Raw genomic sequence first — 14,882 nt, 5'->3', positions numbered from 1 at the left:
TGGGCTTAACTCGCCGAGTTAAGCCCAAGTACTGCCTAGAACTGCACCACGTTAACACTGCCTGCCGGACCAGGCTCGCCGGGCTGCCCGCTTAGCCCAGGGCGGCCATCGGCAGCGCCGGCAGCGCTATACACCAAGCAGCCCTTGCGCGCTCCGCCTTTGCCCGGCTCACCGGCCAAGCCCGCCTTACCGCCGGCGCCACCGTCTACTCGCACCTTGATTTGCTCCAAGGCAAACCCCTGGGGCAACTCCAGCCGAACTTGACCTCCCGTAGCACCGGGGGCGCCATTGCCGCCATCCAAGCCGTTATGACCGCGGCTGGCCTGGCCCCAGGTGCAACCACCCGCCACCCCATCAGCCCCGGCTAAGCCCGAATAGCCTGGCGCACCGTTGCCGCCACGGGCGTCGACTAACAGATCCTGCACATTGCCGCCTTGCAAACGCAGATTCAGCTGGCGCCCGGCAGTCGCGGGTTTATCGAAAGTCCCCTGCCCTCCCCGGGCACTGATGGCGGCGCCGCTGGCAATATCAGCCTGAGCAATATCCAGTTTCAGTGGCTGCTCACTGGGGGCAATCACCAGCCGCGCGCTGCGCCCCAAATGCAACTCAAGGATGGTCAGCTCACGTAACGCCGCAGGCAGCATCAGCGTGGCGTTATCGGCCACATTGACCTCATCCAACTGAAGCACCGTGGCATTGCCAGGCAAACGCATAAACGCGTTGGGCTCGACCTCAATGATGGCCTTGGCCATGGCTGCCGGGCTGATCAGCGCCATCAGCACCAAAATTTTACGCATTGCCGCTCTCCAGTTTTAACTCTTGTTGTGGGGGTTGATCGCTTGCAGATGAGCCAGAAGCAGCACTGTTGCCCTCGGTAACCGCGCTTGGCGCAGGATTGACCTCAGGCAGCGACGCAGCGGCTGACAACGGCGCAGGCAGCGCCGGTAGTGGATAGACATAAAACACGCCGAACAGCAGGGTCTGCAGGCGTGCCCAGGCCGGCTTAGTGGCAGCTGCCAAGCGTTGGCGATACAGCCACAGCTCAAACAGATGCAGCAGCAGGATTACAGCACCAGCGGCCAGCAACAGATGATTAAAGGGTTGGCGCAAAGGCTGCACGAGGTTAGTGATGATCAGCGCCCAAAACAGCAGGGTTAAGACCTTGGCCAAACTAAGAGCAAACTTCATCACCATCCACCACTTTAACGGCTGCGTGAAACCATCGGCCTAGCCAACTGCAAGGTGCAGAGCGCATTGATTGACACTTGGCCACAAGCCTAATGCCCATCCATCGGCGGCTAGCTGAAGGTTAATTAACCCGGGAACTTTCCCCCACATTGCCGAGTAACACAAGCACCGGCCACCCTCGATTGCGTTCAATGCACCAAGCTGAGCGCTATGCACGAGCGCCATTGCTGCGGCACTAAGGCAGCGGGACGTTTGGCCAAATAAGAACTAAGACCTGCACTGCAGCAATCCGGCATCTCCTGTAATACCCGCAGATCGGCGGTATTACAGGAGGATACAGCTCACCGGTTACTTAACCTGAGCCAGAGCAGCCCAGTTGAGAGGTAACACGCCAACCGTGGCGCTTAAGGACGAGCTTCTACTTCAGCCTCTACCCGACGGTTAATCGCGCGGCCTTCAGCCGTGGCGTTATCGGCCACAGGGCGCGACTCACCATAGCCCACGGCGCTAACACGACCGTCACTGACCCCGTACTGTTTAACCAGCACATCGCGCACGGCGTTAGCACGGCGCTCGGAGAGTTTCTGGTTATAGGCGTCTGGGCCCACCGAGTCGGTGTGACCTTCCACTACCGTGGTGGTTTGTGGGTATTGAGTCAGGAAGTCAGCCAGGTTTTTCACCTCGCTGTAGCTTTCTTCTTTCACTACGGCCTTGTCGAAGTCGAACTTCACATCCAACTCAACACGCACCGCTTCGACTGGTTCAGCCACCGCAACTTCTTCGACCGTCTCTTCAACCACTACTACTTGCTCATCGCTGGCGCCATGCACCCAGCAGTAAGCAGCGGCTAAGCCTGCGCCCAATGCGGCGCCGCCACCGGCCCAGCCCGAACTTTCAATCGAACCCAAGGCTGCACCGGTTACACCACCCACAGCCGCACAGGTGGGCCAATCGGTTTTTTGCACCCCAGCGCAACCGGTCAACAAACTACTAGCGACAATCAGAGGTAATGCTTTCCTAGCCATGCTCATATATATCTCTCCGTTTCGTGGATCGGCCCGTAACCGATACTCAAGAAGTAAAGACGTCAGTCTTAAAATACGCCAGAGATGATGCGCCAACATTAGTCAACTACTTCGCACTAGGCCTCTGATCAACGGCACGTTAGTCTTTCACCCCCGAGCGAGGACCATGCATGCCAGCCACTCAGTCAACCAGAACCCCCCAACAAGCGATTGCCGCCCTTTTGGCCCGTTACGCGCCAGAACGCCTATTGATTGTTGGCCATCGCGATATACCCGCAATTGACGCATTTATTCAGGCCCACCCAAAGTGTCATATTGCCCACTGCGAAGCTGGGACGTTGCCCACAGAATTAGCCGCTCAACGCTATGACTTAGCCCTGTTGATTGACTGTTTAGAGCACCTGCCGAAAGCTACCGCCCTGCAACTTTTAGGCGGCATTCGTAACTTAAATGCCAGCCGCATGGCGGTATTGGTCGATCTAGCCGCCAGCCCGTGGCAAGCCACCGATCTTTACGCCTTGGCGCTACAGGCCAGCGAGCAGTTTCAACGCGATGAGCAAAGCCTCACGCTGTTTACTTACGACCTGCTCGACTACAAACAGGTACCCGACTGGTTAAATGCCAAGTTCTGGGCCAACCCGGAAAACTTCGGCAAATACTGGTGGTAATGCCATGAGTCACACCTGCCCCTGCGGCCAGCCACAGCCGTTAAGCCAATGCTGCGGTCAATATCACGCAGGCCTCCCGGCCCCTAGCGCCGAGACCTTGATGCGTTCGCGCTACAGCGCTTACGCCTTGGGCTTAATCGATTATTTAGTCAGCACCACCCTGCCGGCGCAGCAAAGCGGCCTGGATCGCGCCAGCATCGAAAGTTGGAGCCGCAGCAGCACCTGGTTGGGTTTAGAGGTGCAAAGCAGTGAGCTGATTGAAGGTGCACCGCCGCACGCCTATGTCACCTTCACGGCCCACTGGCGTGACGCTCAAGGTGAACAAAGTCATCGCGAACGCTCAGCTTTCGTGCGCCCCGCCGAGCGTTGGTACTTTATCGATCCCACCGTCAAATTAGGCGCCGGGCGTAATGATCCGTGTCCATGCCTGAGCGGGCAGAAATTTAAAAAGTGCTGTGCCAGCTACCTCTAAGCCCTGCCTAAATCGTTACCGCTCGACTTTGAGATGGGAGATATCCGGCAGCGGCCCCGCCGCAGGACGCTTGATCTCGCCCATATCACTGCCTGCCGGAGCCAGGCTGAACTGACTGAGATCAACCACCGGTGCTGGTGGTTGTGGCTTGGCGTCCTGCAGCGGCGCTCCGACTTCAGCGATGCCAAAGTCCGGCGCGTCGACATCGACAAAGGCCGCCATATATTCATCCCGCGGCGCCACTTTTAAGCGCCCGAGTGCGGTCGGAGTGCTGCTCTGTACTTGCGCGGCAACCGGCGCCGCGACAAAAGCACTACTGGCAGGCGGTGCTGCGGTTAAGACAATTTCTTCAATCCCCTCATCGAGGTTAACCACTTCAGCCACGGCCCCTGCCCGCGCCATGGCGGCCCGGTATTTCTCCGCCCCCGCTGCATCCAGATTGCTTTTAATCACAATGCGCCGCCCGGAAAACAACAGGGCCAAACGTTGTTCATCGGCTTGGAAAAGTTTGCCCACATTGGCCTTTACCCCATCCAACTGCGCACCAGGCACCAACTGTGCGCTGAAGGCGATTTCATAACGAGCCACAGTCATACTCCTTAAAAATTAGCTGCTCAGTATTCTCACGCTTTTACCAACTTAAGCGCTTGCAGCGCCGCACTTGCTTGTTACACTGAGGGTTCATACGGAGTCAGCAATGTTTTACCAGGCACAATCCATAAAAATACTTGGCCTATGTTTAGTTGTAGGCTTTTTTTCTGCCCTTGCTGGTTGTTCTTCTTGGTCCTCAGGCGACTTCAAGACTCCTGAAGTTCGTCTGTTAAAAGTTGAAGTGGTGAAGGCGAAATTACTTGAGCAGAACTTCACTCTGCGTTTTCGCATCGATAACCCGAACAGCTTTTCTTTACCAGTTCGCGGTATGGAATACGTGCTCTACCTCAACCAAATAAAACTGGCTGAGGGTCAAGCCAGTGTTTCGGTGGATGTTCCGGCGCACGGCCACCGCAACTTTGAGATCCCGGTCAATACCAATCTCTGGCGCCATCTGCGCCAAGTCATCAAAGCCCTGGAAAAACCCAATGTGCCTATCCCGTATGAGCTGACTGGCTCAGTAAAAACGGGCTGGTTCTTCGGGCAAAGCGTGCACATGTCGCGCAGTGGAGAGATAATTCCCGGCGATTTTATCGCGGAGTAGTAATCCCATGACCCAGCAAGACCACGTCCACGGCCCAGACTGCAATCACGACCACGACCATGATCACCACGATCACGGCCATGTGCACGGTCCGCATTGCAACCACGGCCATCAAGAACCCGTGCGTAACGCACTGAAAGATGTCGGCCGTAACGATCCATGTCCGTGCGGCAGCCAGAAAAAATTCAAGAAGTGCCACGGCGCCTAAGCCTCGGATGAGCGCCTCGCTGCTGCTCATCGCCATTGTCGGCGGCTTGTTAGTCGCCGCTTTGGCCATTTATGCCAGCTACCTGTGGGGCCAAGTATGGGCCCGGCAACGGACCCAGCGCACTGCCGTCAAGCAGCAACAAGAGCGCCTGAGCAGCGACATCCGCTTACTCGCCGGCAGCCTTCTCGATGGTCAGCTAGATCTGCTTGAAGGGGCGATACGAATCAAGGTGCTGCTGGATAATCTCGACCCGAACCTGAGCCAAAACTCCCACTGCCAAGTGTTTCACCAGTTGCATGCGGCCTCTGCTGAGGTGCCTCGCCATGAGCACTGGCGTGCCCTCAAGCGGGCGCAGCGGGATACATACCTTGTGCTGTTTGAACAGCTACACAGCCAATACCATCAGCAAGCCCTGAGCGCCGCCCGCTGGTTGCTGGACAGCGGCCTAGCCGCTACAAGCACCCCATCACCCGCACACCGCTTGTCAGTCAACTAACGTCTGGCTAACGTATTGCACCATCAATGCTTGTGACGCCTGCTGCAGGCGTGCCCTTAACTTTAAAAATCCAAGGAGCCTGCCGCATGCGAGCGCGCGCTTTTCGCCCGATTGCTGCCTTTAGCCTTACCGCCATCATGACCAGCATGGTGGCCTTAAGTGGCTGCCAATCGTTTTTAGAAAGTCGCTATGGCGACAGCGTCGCGCCCGATCAAGGCATTATCAAGGTCAAAGGCTTGGCACAAAGTGTGGTGGTTCGGCGCAACCCGCTGGGCATGCCGCTGATTGAAACCACCACCTTCCACGATGCGCTATTTGCCTTGGGCTATGTGCATGCCACCGACCGCCTCAGCCAGATGGTCAGCATGCGCTTGCTGGCAGAGGGTCGACTGGCCGAAATGGCTGGGCCTGGGGCACTGGAAATTGACCGTTTTATGCGCGCGGTCAACCTCAAGCAAAACGCCGAGGTGCTGTACAAGAACGCCTCGCCGCGCCTGAAGAAATTCTTCGAGGTGTACGCGCGCGGGGTTAACGCCTACCTGTTCCGCTATCGCGACAAGCTGCCGATGGACTTAGCCGAGTCAGGTTATCGCCCGGCTTATTGGAAGGCAGAAGACTCGGTGCTGGTGTTCTGCCTGCTCAACTTCGGTCTGTCGGTCAACCTGCAAGAGGAGATCGACGCGCTGATCCTGTCTCAGCAAGTGGGCAGCGACAAGCTGGCCTGGCTGCTGCCGACCTACCCCGATGAGCCGCTGCCCTTTGCCGAGGCGGAAAAACTCAAAGGCCTCAACCTCAAGGGCCAGCTGGCTGGCTTGACTGACATCAGCCAAGCCCTGAGCCAGTTTGCTCAGCAGCATATGCAGGGGGTCGCTGCCTCCAATAACTGGGCCTTCACCCCACAGCGCACGCGCAGCGGCAAAAGCCTGCTGGCCAACGACACCCACCTGCCGCTGTCGCTGCCCTCGGTGTGGAATTTCGTGCAGATCCGCTCCCCCAAATACCAAGCCGCGGGTGTCTCGATTGCCGGTGTACCCGCGATTGTTGCCGGCTTTAACGGCAAGATCGGCTGGGGCATGACCATGGTCATGGGCGACAACCAAGACCTGTTCCTGGAGCAACTGAAAAAGCAAAACGGCCGTCTGCACTACCTGGCCGACGGCAAATGGCTGCCCGTGCAAGAGCGCCAGGAAACCTTCTTTATCAAAGGCGAGCGGCCCATCCGCGAGACAGTTTTGGCCACTCGTCACGGTCCGCTGCTTAATTCCGTGCTGGGCCAGCGCAAGAGCCCGCTGCAACCGCTGCAACTGTCCAGCGGCTACGGCTTAGCCCTTAAGAGCACGCAGAACGAGGCCGATCAAAGCCTCGACGCGTTCTTTGATCTGTCCCGCGCGCAGTCGGTGGAGCAGGCCTTTGAGATCAGCCGGGAAATCCGCGCCATGCCGCTCAATCTGCTGTTTGCCGACGCGCAGCACATTGGCTGGCAAGTCACCGGACGCTTCCCTAACCGCCGCGCCGGCTTAGGTTTGCTGCCGTCGCCGGGCTGGAACAGCGAATATGAATGGGAAGGCTTTGCCGACCCCATGCTCCACCCCTACGATCAAGACCCGCCGCAGGGCTGGCTGGGCACGGCGAACCAACGCAGCGTGCCGCAAGGCTATGGCATGCAGCTGTCCAACTCTTGGTATTACCCGGACCGCGCCGAGCGTATTGCGCAACTGGCCGCCAACGGCAAGAAAGACAGCCGCGACATGGTCAACATGCAGTACGACCAAACCTCCACCTTCGTCGCCAAGCTGCAAGGCATGTTCAGCGCGCCGGGCATGGCTGAAAGCCTGCAGGCGGCGATCAAGGCCCTGCCTGCGGAGCAACGCGCGAAGGCCGAAGAAGCGTATAAACGCCTGATGAAATTCGACGGCCGCCTGAGCGCCAGCTCCGCCGATGCCGCGCTGTACAGCGCGTTCTTGCAGCAGAGCGCCCGCGACATCTTCCTCGACGAACTAGGCCCGGATACCAGCCCGGCCTGGCAAGCGCTGGTGGATGCTGCTGACAGCTCCTATTCGGCCCAAGCTGACCACCTGCTGGGGCGCGAAGACAGCCCGTTCTGGGATGATCGGCGCACTGCGCAGAAGGAAGATAAACCAGCGATTCTCGCGCGCAGCCTGGCCGGCGCCGTCAGCCTGCTGGAAAGCCGCTTAGGCACTGATCGCAGCGCTTGGCAGTGGGGCAAGCTGCACACCTATGAATGGCGCAGCGGCAGCAGCCAGATGGCGCCATATCTCAGTGCCAGCCAGCGCAGCGGCATCAACGCGATCAAAAGCACCCTGGATCGCGGCCCTTATGCCGCCGGTGGCGATCACAGCACCCTCAACGTCTCGGCCTATCACTGGGGGGAAAACTTCGATACGTGGCTGATCCCCGCCATGCGTATCGTTGTCGACTTCGGCCGCGAAGAACCGCTGATGGGGGTGAACAGTTCCGGCCAGTCGGGTAACCCGTTTAGCGACCACTATGCCGATGGCATCGACGCCTGGCTCAAGGGCCGCTACATGAGCTTCCCGTTCCAGTCGCAAAACCTCGACAAGGCTTATGGCAGCAAGCGTTTGCTGCTGACGCCGGACAAATAAGCCACTACTTGAGCGCGGCATCCAAGACTAAGGGCACCTGCGGGTGCCCTTAGTTTTTTCCTTGGCAGTAATTCACCCGGCGCCCTGCCCTTTGCCGCCAGTTAGACGTAAGCTTTGCCCATTCCGCGCACGCTGCGCGCTTCGTCTTGTTTACGTTGAGGACCTTGCTATGAGCAACCGCCAAGCCGAAATTGCCGCCGCCCTTGAGGTGGTGCCGCCTTTTGCCGACCAAGCCGCACTGGTAAGCGAAATTACGCGGCGCAAAAGCTTTATCAAACAGTGCCTGCGCAATTCCGGCTTGAAGGTCTTAGTGCTGGGCATCAGCGGCGGGGTCGACTCCCTCACCGCTGGCCGTCTGGCCCAGCTCAGCGTGGAAGAACTGCGCCAAGAAAGCGGTGACGAGGCTTACCGTTTTATCGCCGTACGCCTGCCCCATGGCACCCAGCACGATGAACACGACGCCCAGGCCTCGCTGGAATTTATCCGCGCCGACCAACTGAGCACCGTCAACATCGCCGCCAGCGTTAGCGGTTTGAGCCAGCAGATGGCTGATCTCGAGCCGCTTAACCCAGCTCATCGCGATTTCGTCCTGGGCAACGTCAAGGCGCGCATCCGCATGGTGGCTCAGTTCACCATCGCCAACGCCCACAATGGCTTGGTCATCGGCACCGACCACGCCGCCGAAGCGGTAATGGGCTTCTTCACCAAATTCGGTGACGGCGCCTGCGATCTCGCCCCCCTGTCGGGTCTGGTGAAAAACCAAGTGCGGGCCATTGCCAAGCACCTCGGCGCCCCGGATGAGCTGGTATTTAAAGTACCGACAGCGGATCTGGAAGAACTCAGCCCCGGCAAGCCGGATGAGCTGGCCCATGGCGTGAGCTATGAGCAGATTGATGCCTTCTTGCATGGCCAAGCGGTAAGCGACGAAGCCTATGCCATCATCGTGCGCACCTACGACAACAGTCAACACAAACGCCAGTTGCCACTGGTGCCTTAAGCGCTTGTTCGGCGGCAAAAAAAACGGGCCTAGGCCCGTTTTTTTGTAGGTAGCGCTTAGCTATTAGGCGCGTGGCAAGGTCACGCCGAGCTGACCTTGGTACTTACCACCGCGATCCTTATAGGACACTTCGCAATCTTCATCGGACTGCAGGAACAGCATCTGCGCCACGCCTTCGTTGGCATAGATCTTCGCTGGCAAGGTGGTGGTGTTGGAGAATTCCAGGGTCACGTGACCTTCCCACTCAGGCTCCAGCGGAGTGACGTTAACGATGATGCCGCAACGCGCGTAGGTGCTTTTGCCCAGGCAAATGGTCAGCACATCGCGGGGAATGCGGAAGAATTCCACGGTGCGGGCCAAGGCAAAGGAGTTTGGCGGGATGATGCAGACGTCGCTCTTCACATCGACAAAGCTTTTTTCGTCGAAGTTTTTCGGGTCCACGGTGGCCGAGTTGATGTTGGTGAACACCTTGAATTCGTCGGCGCAACGTACGTCGTAACCGTAGCTGGACACCCCGTAGGAGATCAGGCGCTCATTGCCATCGTTGCGCACTTGGCGCTCGACGAAAGGCTCAATCATGCCGTGCTCTTGAGCCATGCGGCGAATCCACTTATCCGATTTAATGCTCATGGCGGCGATCCTGTAATAGGCAAATGATGAAAAAGTGAGCGCATCTTACCGGGGCCAGCCGCTTGGTTCAAAGGCTGTGCAAAAGCGGGCCTTGAGACTGACCCAAGGCAATAAGTGAGCAGTAAATAACAGAAAGATGCACAGAGCATTCGCGCTTAGCGCTAAAAGCGGGTATGGTGAACCCACTGTGCTGCATGTGTCACCGCGAATCGCTGCTTGATGCCTAGATTTCGATCAAACATCGTCCGACTCCTAGTACTCGTTGCACTCAGTCCCGGCCTGGGCTTTTCCAGGGCTGTTATTACTTTTGTTAGGAGACATTCACATGTCCAATCGTCAAACTGGCACCGTTAAGTGGTTCAACGATGAGAAAGGCTACGGCTTCATCACTCCGCAATCCGGTGACGATCTGTTCGTACACTTCAAAGCTATCCAGAGCGATGGCTTCAAGAGCCTGAAAGAAGGCCAACAAGTGACTTTCGTCGCTACCCGCGGCCAGAAAGGCATGCAAGCTGAGGAAGTTCAGGTAGTCTAACCTGAGCTTTCCCGCTTAAAAAAACCCCGCCTCGGCGGGGTTTTTTTTGCTTTGAAAAATGCTCTAGGAGCCATGACCCAAATCAACACCGGCGCATTGACTGACAATTACCCTACTAATTGAGTGGTCAATAGGCACCACCTAATAATAAGAGCAGAAGACATATAGGGGATGCAGTCATGGGCGTCAGCATTGCTTGGTCAGCAGAGCTTGAAACGGGCATCGACATCATCGACCAACAGCATCAGCGGCTGTTTGGTTACTTTGAAGAGATTGAACAATGCATCGCCACCGGCGATAGCGCTGCGGTGGAACAGCTGTGCCGCGGCTTGATTGACTACGCCATCTCGCACAACTCGTTCGAAGAGTCGCTGATGGAGAAAGCCGGCTACCCCATGCATGACGCTCACCACCGTGTGCACGAGGGCTTTAAGACGCGCGCGGAAGGTTACCTCAGGCGTATCGACGGTGGCGCCGAGCCACTGAAAGTGGCCCGGGAAATGCGCACCGATATCGGCCTATGGCTGATCAATCACATCAAGCATGAAGACCAGCACTACGCCGCCTGCGTGAAGAAGAGCCTGGATCGCGGCCTGATGGCGCGCATGCTCGGTAAGTTTTTCCACTGACCGAGCACAGGGCTACTTAACTGCCGAGGTTGTCAGTCGTCGCTGATCGAGATGTTCGGCATCGCTACCGCACCGGCCTGGGCGATCCGCGCGCCGACGGTGCGGGCGATTTGCTGGTAGAGCATGGCAATCTGGCTTTCCGGATCGGCTACCGTGGTCGGCTTGCCGCTATCGGACTGCATGCGGATAGCCATCGACAGCGGCATCGAGGCCAGCAGGTCGACGCCAAATTGCGCCGCCAGCTTCTCGCCGCCACCCTCACCGAACAGATGCTCAGCGTGGCCGCAGTTGGAGCAGATATGCACGGCCATGTTCTCGACCACGCCAAGCACGGGGATGTTGACCTTACGGAACATCTCCACGCCCTTCTTCGCATCCAGCAGAGCCAAGTCTTGTGGCGTGGTGACGATCACCGCGCCGGCCACCGGCACCTTTTGCGCCAGGGTCAATTGGATATCACCGGTGCCCGGCGGCATGTCGACGACCAAATAATCCAAGTCATCCCACGCGGTCTGGGTGATCAACTGCAGCAAGGCGCCGGAAACCATCGGCCCGCGCCATACCACTGGGGTGTTGTCATCGGTCAAAAAGGCCATGGACATCACCTGCACGCCGTGGGCCGCAAGCGGAATAAACCACTTTTGCTCTTTAACCTGCGGACGGGTGCCCTCGGGGATGCCGAACATAATGCCTTGGCTGGGGCCATAGATATCCGCATCGAGGATGCCGACGCGCGCGCCTTCGCGGGCCAGGGCCAGGGCCAGGTTGGCCGCAGTGGTGGATTTGCCCACACCGCCCTTACCGGAAGCCACGGCGATCACGTTTTTCACGTTGCTCAGGGCCGGCACTTGGTCTTGCGCTTTATGCGCCTCGATCCGGCAATCAATCTGCACCTGGGCGCGCTCAACGCCGTCGAGGTTCTCCAAGGCCATTTGCAGCAGTTGCGCCCAGCCGCTTTTAAACAGCCCGGCAGCGTAGCCTAATTCAAGGCGGACCTTGACCTGTCCGCCTTGAATATCCACCTCACGCAGGCAGCCGGCGCTGATCGGATCTTGGTTGAGATGGGGATCGGTGTATTGCGACAACGCGGCTTCCACCGCAGCACGGGTAACAAGAGTCATGGACAGCTCCGAAAGGCGAGGTAACGCAGGCCGCCATGTTACCCCAGAGCCACACTGACCGGGGCGTTGCACTGACTGGATGACATGAGCCAAATTGATCTACAACTAGCAACGCGCAGATTGTCTGGATGATGAAAAAAATCCGCCGGGCCTATATAGTTAGCGGCTTCCTGAGTTACCAGTGCAGTCGATCCCCATGAGCGAAGCCCGCAAAATTCTTGTTACCAGCGCCCTGCCCTATGCCAATGGCTCGATTCACCTCGGCCATATGCTGGAGTACATCCAGACCGATATGTGGGTGCGCTTCCAGAAATTGCGTGGCAATACCTGCACCTATGTCTGCGCCGACGACGCCCACGGCTCGGCGATCATGCTGCGCGCGGAGAAAGAAGGGATCAGCCCTGAGCAGTTGATCGCCAACGTGCAGGCTGAGCACAGCACTGATTTCGCTGACTTTTTGGTCAACTTCGACAACTTCCACAGCACCCACTGTGAAGAAAACCGCGAGCTGTCCAGCGCCATCTATTTGGCCCTGCGCGATAACGGTCATATCGCCACCCGTTCGGTGACCCAGTACTTCGACCCGGAAAAGGGCATGTTCCTGGCGGACCGTTTCATCAAGGGCACCTGCCCGAAATGTGGCACCGAAGATCAGTACGGCGATAACTGCGAAAAATGCGGTGCCACCTACGAGCCCACCGAACTGAAGAACCCGCGCTCGGCGATCTCCGGCGCAGTGCCTGAACTGCGCGACTCCAAGCACTTCTTCTTCAAGCTGCCGGACTTCGAGGCCATGCTTAAGCAGTGGACCCGTGGCGGCGCCCTGCAAGACTCGGTGGCCAACAAGATTGCCGAATGGCTCGACGGTGGCCTGCAAGAGTGGGACATCAGCCGTGACGCGCCGTATTTCGGCTTTGAGATCCCGGATGAGCCGGGCAAGTACTTTTACGTCTGGCTGGATGCGCCGGTCGGCTACATGGCCAGCTTCAAGAACCTCTGCGCCCGCCGCCCAGAGCTGGACTTTGACGAGTACTGGAAGAAAGACTCCAGCACCGAGCTGTACCACTTTATCGGCAAGGACATCATCAACTTCCACGCCCTGTTCTGGCCGGCCATGCTCGAAGGCGCCGGCTACCGCAAGCCGACTGCAGTCAACGTGCACGGCTACCTGACCGTCAACGGGCAGAAGATGTCCAAATCGCGCGGCACTTTTATCAAGGCCCGCACCTATCTGGATCACCTCAACCCGGAATACCTGCGTTACTACTACGCCAGCAAACTGGGGCGTGGCGTGGACGATCTGGACCTGAACCTCGAAGACTTCGTGCAGAAGGTCAACTCCGATCTGGTCGGCAAGGTGGTTAACATCGCCAGCCGCTGCGCCGGGTTTATCCATAAAGGCAACCAAGGCCTCACTGCAGCTACTGATGCAGCGCCAGAGCTGACCCAAGCCTTTAGCGCGGCCCTGCCGAGCATCACCGAGGCTTACGAGAAGCGCGATTTCGCCCGGGCCATGCGCGAAACCATGGCCCTGGCTGACCAAGCCAACGCCTGGATCGCCGACAAGGCGCCGTGGTCGCTGAACAAGGTCGAAGGCAAGCAGGCTGAAGTGCAGGAAATCTGCACCGCCGGCATCAACCTGTTCCGCCAGTTGGTGATTCTGCTCAAGCCGGTGTTGCCGGTGCTGACCGAAGCCGCCGAAGCCTTCCTCAATGTCGCGCCGCTGCAATGGAGCGACTTCGACAAGGCTCTGCACAACCATCAGCTGAACGCCTTTACCCCACTGCTGACCCGTATTGAGCCGGCCAAAATCGACGCCATGATCGAAGCCAGCAAAGAAGACCTCGCCGCCGAAGCGCCCAAGCCACAAGGCAATGGCGAGCTGGCTAAAGACCCGCTGGCCGCGGAGATCAACTTCGACGCCTTTGCCGCGGTGGATCTGCGTATCGCCCTGATTGAGAAATGCGAGTTTGTCGAAGGTGCTGACAAGCTGCTGCGTCTGAGCCTGGATATCGGCGATGCGAAGCGCAACGTGTTCAGCGGGATCAAGAGCGCCTACCCCGACCCCAGCAAGCTGGAAGGTCGCCTGACCCTGTACGTGGCCAACCTGGCGCCACGCAAGATGAAGTTCGGCGTTTCCGAAGGCATGGTGCTGGCAGCGGGCCCTGGTGGCGAAGAAATCTACCTGCTCAGCCCCGACAGCGGCGCCAAGCCGGGCCAACGGGTTAAGTAAGCCCGGCGCCAGGAGACGAGCGTGAAACCATGGATGGTAATGGCGCTACTCAGCACGCTGGTTGGCTGTTCCGAGCAATCGGGCGCGCCGGCCAGCGGCGCTCTGCAGGGTGAGCGCAACCAGGCCGGCAGCTATCTGGCCTATGAGCATCATATCGACATCGAACTGCCTGCCGAACGAATCGGGGAGCGTATCGCCGCTGCCCGCGAAGCCTGTCTAGACGCCCGCTTTGGCAGCTGTAGCTTGATCGCCGCACAGCAGAGCAGTGGACGTGTGCCCCGTGGCGAACTGACCTTGCGCATCGTACCGGAGGGCGTCGAGGCCATCACCGTTCTTGCTAGCGAAGGCGGTGAGCAGACCAGTCGCAGTACCCACACCGAAGACCTGGCGCAGGTCGTGCACGACAACCGTCGCCAGTTCGAGCAGTTGCAGCGCCAGCAACAGACCCTGCAGCAGTTTGAAAAACGCGCCGACCTGGCCGTCGCCGACCTGCTGGCCCTGGCCCGGGAGCAGGCTGAGCTGGAGATACAACTGCAGGCCATCGCCCAGCAAGCAGCTCAACAACAGCGCCGCATGGATACCAACCTGCTGAGCCTGAGCTTCATCAGCCCCTACGAAAGCTCGCCCTTGGGACGCATAGGAGAGGCCTTCTCGAACCTGACGGACAACCTGATCGAAGGCACCGCCAACCTGATCGAATTCATCGGTTACAGCCTGCCCTTCCTCATTGTGCTGTTTCCACTGGCTCTAAGCCTGCGCAAACTTTGGCGGCGCCTGGGCAAGCGCTGACCGGTGATCAACCGGGAGGTGCTGGAAGCTAGCCAGGTACAGGCGATTAGCCGCATGCGGCTTGTATGACCA

The 14,882-nt window shown here is 58.5% G+C and carries 16 protein-coding genes and 1 pseudogene; 11 read left to right on the top strand and 6 right to left on the bottom strand.

What is annotated here, in order from left to right; genetic code table 11:
- Nucleotides 1-35 precede the first annotated feature (35 nt).
- The 3 genes and pseudogenes from NTD81_RS03005 to NTD81_RS02995 all read right to left on the bottom strand — a co-directional run.
- Nucleotides 36-797: a collagen-like protein gene (locus NTD81_RS03005; protein ID WP_262179298.1), complete on the bottom strand. Its 762-nt coding sequence runs from the start codon at nucleotides 795-797 to the stop codon at nucleotides 36-38.
- Nucleotides 790-1,188, bottom strand: a complete 399-nt coding sequence (locus NTD81_RS03000) for a DUF1145 domain-containing protein (RefSeq protein ID WP_262179296.1) — start codon at nucleotides 1,186-1,188, stop codon at nucleotides 790-792. The genes NTD81_RS03005 and NTD81_RS03000 overlap by 8 nt, the downstream gene beginning before the upstream one ends.
- A gap of 404 nt (nucleotides 1,189-1,592) precedes the next feature.
- A pseudogene (locus tag NTD81_RS02995) lies at nucleotides 1,593-1,943 on the bottom strand (OmpA family protein); the annotation flags it as partial.
- 440 nt (nucleotides 1,944-2,383) lie between these two features.
- Between NTD81_RS02995 and NTD81_RS02990 the strand changes: the two are divergent.
- Nucleotides 2,384-2,881, top strand: coding sequence for a DUF6231 family protein (locus NTD81_RS02990; protein WP_262179294.1), 498 nt, complete (start codon nucleotides 2,384-2,386; stop codon nucleotides 2,879-2,881).
- Nucleotides 2,882-2,885: 4 nt separating this feature from the next.
- Nucleotides 2,886-3,353, top strand: coding sequence for a YchJ family protein (locus NTD81_RS02985; RefSeq protein WP_262179291.1), 468 nt, complete (start codon nucleotides 2,886-2,888; stop codon nucleotides 3,351-3,353).
- 15 nt (nucleotides 3,354-3,368) lie between these two features.
- On the opposite strand, the gene NTD81_RS02980 is transcribed toward NTD81_RS02985, so the two are convergent.
- Complete coding sequence (locus tag NTD81_RS02980) at nucleotides 3,369-3,941, bottom strand: hypothetical protein (RefSeq protein WP_262179288.1); 573 nt, start codon at nucleotides 3,939-3,941, stop codon at nucleotides 3,369-3,371.
- Nucleotides 3,942-4,050: 109 nt separating this feature from the next.
- Between NTD81_RS02980 and NTD81_RS02975 the strand changes: the two genes are divergently transcribed.
- From NTD81_RS02975 to nadE, 5 genes are all read left to right on the top strand, one after another.
- Nucleotides 4,051-4,548: an LEA type 2 family protein gene (locus NTD81_RS02975; RefSeq protein ID WP_262179285.1), complete on the top strand. Its 498-nt coding sequence runs from the start codon at nucleotides 4,051-4,053 to the stop codon at nucleotides 4,546-4,548.
- 7 nt (nucleotides 4,549-4,555) lie between these two features.
- Nucleotides 4,556-4,756, top strand: a complete 201-nt coding sequence (locus NTD81_RS02970; RefSeq protein WP_262179283.1) for an SEC-C metal-binding domain-containing protein — start codon at nucleotides 4,556-4,558, stop codon at nucleotides 4,754-4,756.
- A gap of 7 nt (nucleotides 4,757-4,763) precedes the next feature.
- Nucleotides 4,764-5,252, top strand: coding sequence for a DUF2489 domain-containing protein (locus NTD81_RS02965; RefSeq protein ID WP_262179280.1), 489 nt, complete (start codon nucleotides 4,764-4,766; stop codon nucleotides 5,250-5,252).
- Between the two features lie 86 nt (nucleotides 5,253-5,338).
- Nucleotides 5,339-7,876, top strand: coding sequence for a penicillin acylase family protein (locus tag NTD81_RS02960; RefSeq protein ID WP_262179277.1), 2,538 nt, complete (start codon nucleotides 5,339-5,341; stop codon nucleotides 7,874-7,876).
- A gap of 169 nt (nucleotides 7,877-8,045) precedes the next feature.
- Nucleotides 8,046-8,873: an ammonia-dependent NAD(+) synthetase gene (nadE, locus tag NTD81_RS02955; protein WP_262179274.1), complete on the top strand. Its 828-nt coding sequence runs from the start codon at nucleotides 8,046-8,048 to the stop codon at nucleotides 8,871-8,873.
- Between the two features lie 63 nt (nucleotides 8,874-8,936).
- Here the strand turns inward: nadE and dcd are convergent, their stop codons facing one another.
- A complete protein-coding gene (gene dcd, locus NTD81_RS02950) occupies nucleotides 8,937-9,503 on the bottom strand; it encodes a dCTP deaminase (RefSeq protein ID WP_262179272.1) in 567 nt (188 codons plus the stop codon).
- Between the two features lie 325 nt (nucleotides 9,504-9,828).
- On the opposite strand from dcd, the gene NTD81_RS02945 reads away from it, so the two are divergent.
- Nucleotides 9,829-10,038: a cold-shock protein gene (locus NTD81_RS02945; RefSeq protein ID WP_004423761.1), complete on the top strand. Its 210-nt coding sequence runs from the start codon at nucleotides 9,829-9,831 to the stop codon at nucleotides 10,036-10,038.
- A 179-nt stretch (nucleotides 10,039-10,217) separates the two neighbouring features.
- Entirely contained in the window at nucleotides 10,218-10,667 is a 450-nt protein-coding gene (locus NTD81_RS02940) for a bacteriohemerythrin (RefSeq protein ID WP_262179264.1), read from the top strand.
- 32 nt (nucleotides 10,668-10,699) lie between these two features.
- Here NTD81_RS02940 and apbC read toward each other — a convergent pair whose 3' ends face one another.
- Entirely contained in the window at nucleotides 10,700-11,788 is a 1,089-nt protein-coding gene (gene apbC / locus NTD81_RS02935; RefSeq protein ID WP_262179262.1) for an iron-sulfur cluster carrier protein ApbC, read from the bottom strand.
- Nucleotides 11,789-11,984: 196 nt separating this feature from the next.
- Here apbC and metG point away from each other — a divergent pair, with 196 nt between their 5' ends.
- Nucleotides 11,985-14,021, top strand: a complete 2,037-nt coding sequence (gene metG / locus NTD81_RS02930; RefSeq protein ID WP_262179259.1) for a methionine--tRNA ligase — start codon at nucleotides 11,985-11,987, stop codon at nucleotides 14,019-14,021.
- A 21-nt stretch (nucleotides 14,022-14,042) separates the two neighbouring features.
- Nucleotides 14,043-14,810 carry a DUF4349 domain-containing protein gene (locus NTD81_RS02925; protein WP_262179257.1) on the top strand — a complete coding sequence of 256 codons (768 nt, stop codon included), beginning with the start codon at nucleotides 14,043-14,045 and terminating at the stop codon, nucleotides 14,808-14,810.
- Nucleotides 14,811-14,882: the final 72 nt, after the last annotated feature.

Origin of the sequence: Pseudomonas sp. 5P_3.1_Bac2 (assembly GCF_025465995.1) — a bacterium.
In the GTDB taxonomy this organism is placed as follows: Bacteria; Pseudomonadota; Gammaproteobacteria; order Pseudomonadales; family Pseudomonadaceae; genus Aquipseudomonas.
This window is presented reverse-complemented; position numbering and strand designations above follow the sequence as displayed.

Excerpts from the sequence above, each read along its gene's own strand:
- NTD81_RS03005 (WP_262179298.1), bottom strand. The coding sequence starts at position 797 with ATGCGTAAAATTTTGGTGCTGATGGCGCTGATCAGCCCGGCAGCCATG.
- NTD81_RS02975 (WP_262179285.1), top strand. The coding sequence starts at position 4,051 with ATGTTTTACCAGGCACAATCCATAAAAATACTTGGCCTATGTTTAGTT.
- NTD81_RS02960 (WP_262179277.1), top strand. The coding sequence starts at position 5,339 with ATGCGAGCGCGCGCTTTTCGCCCGATTGCTGCCTTTAGCCTTACCGCC.
- dcd (WP_262179272.1), bottom strand. The coding sequence starts at position 9,503 with ATGAGCATTAAATCGGATAAGTGGATTCGCCGCATGGCTCAAGAGCAC.
- metG (WP_262179259.1), top strand. The coding sequence starts at position 11,985 with ATGAGCGAAGCCCGCAAAATTCTTGTTACCAGCGCCCTGCCCTATGCC.
- nadE (WP_262179274.1), top strand. The coding sequence starts at position 8,046 with ATGAGCAACCGCCAAGCCGAAATTGCCGCCGCCCTTGAGGTGGTGCCG.
- apbC (WP_262179262.1), bottom strand. The coding sequence starts at position 11,788 with ATGACTCTTGTTACCCGTGCTGCGGTGGAAGCCGCGTTGTCGCAATAC.
- NTD81_RS02985 (WP_262179291.1), top strand. The coding sequence starts at position 2,886 with ATGAGTCACACCTGCCCCTGCGGCCAGCCACAGCCGTTAAGCCAATGC.
- NTD81_RS02965 (WP_262179280.1), top strand. The coding sequence starts at position 4,764 with ATGAGCGCCTCGCTGCTGCTCATCGCCATTGTCGGCGGCTTGTTAGTC.
- NTD81_RS02970 (WP_262179283.1), top strand. The coding sequence starts at position 4,556 with ATGACCCAGCAAGACCACGTCCACGGCCCAGACTGCAATCACGACCAC.
- NTD81_RS03000 (WP_262179296.1), bottom strand. The coding sequence starts at position 1,188 with ATGAAGTTTGCTCTTAGTTTGGCCAAGGTCTTAACCCTGCTGTTTTGG.
- NTD81_RS02990 (WP_262179294.1), top strand. The coding sequence starts at position 2,384 with ATGCCAGCCACTCAGTCAACCAGAACCCCCCAACAAGCGATTGCCGCC.
- NTD81_RS02945 (WP_004423761.1), top strand. The coding sequence starts at position 9,829 with ATGTCCAATCGTCAAACTGGCACCGTTAAGTGGTTCAACGATGAGAAA.
- NTD81_RS02940 (WP_262179264.1), top strand. The coding sequence starts at position 10,218 with ATGGGCGTCAGCATTGCTTGGTCAGCAGAGCTTGAAACGGGCATCGAC.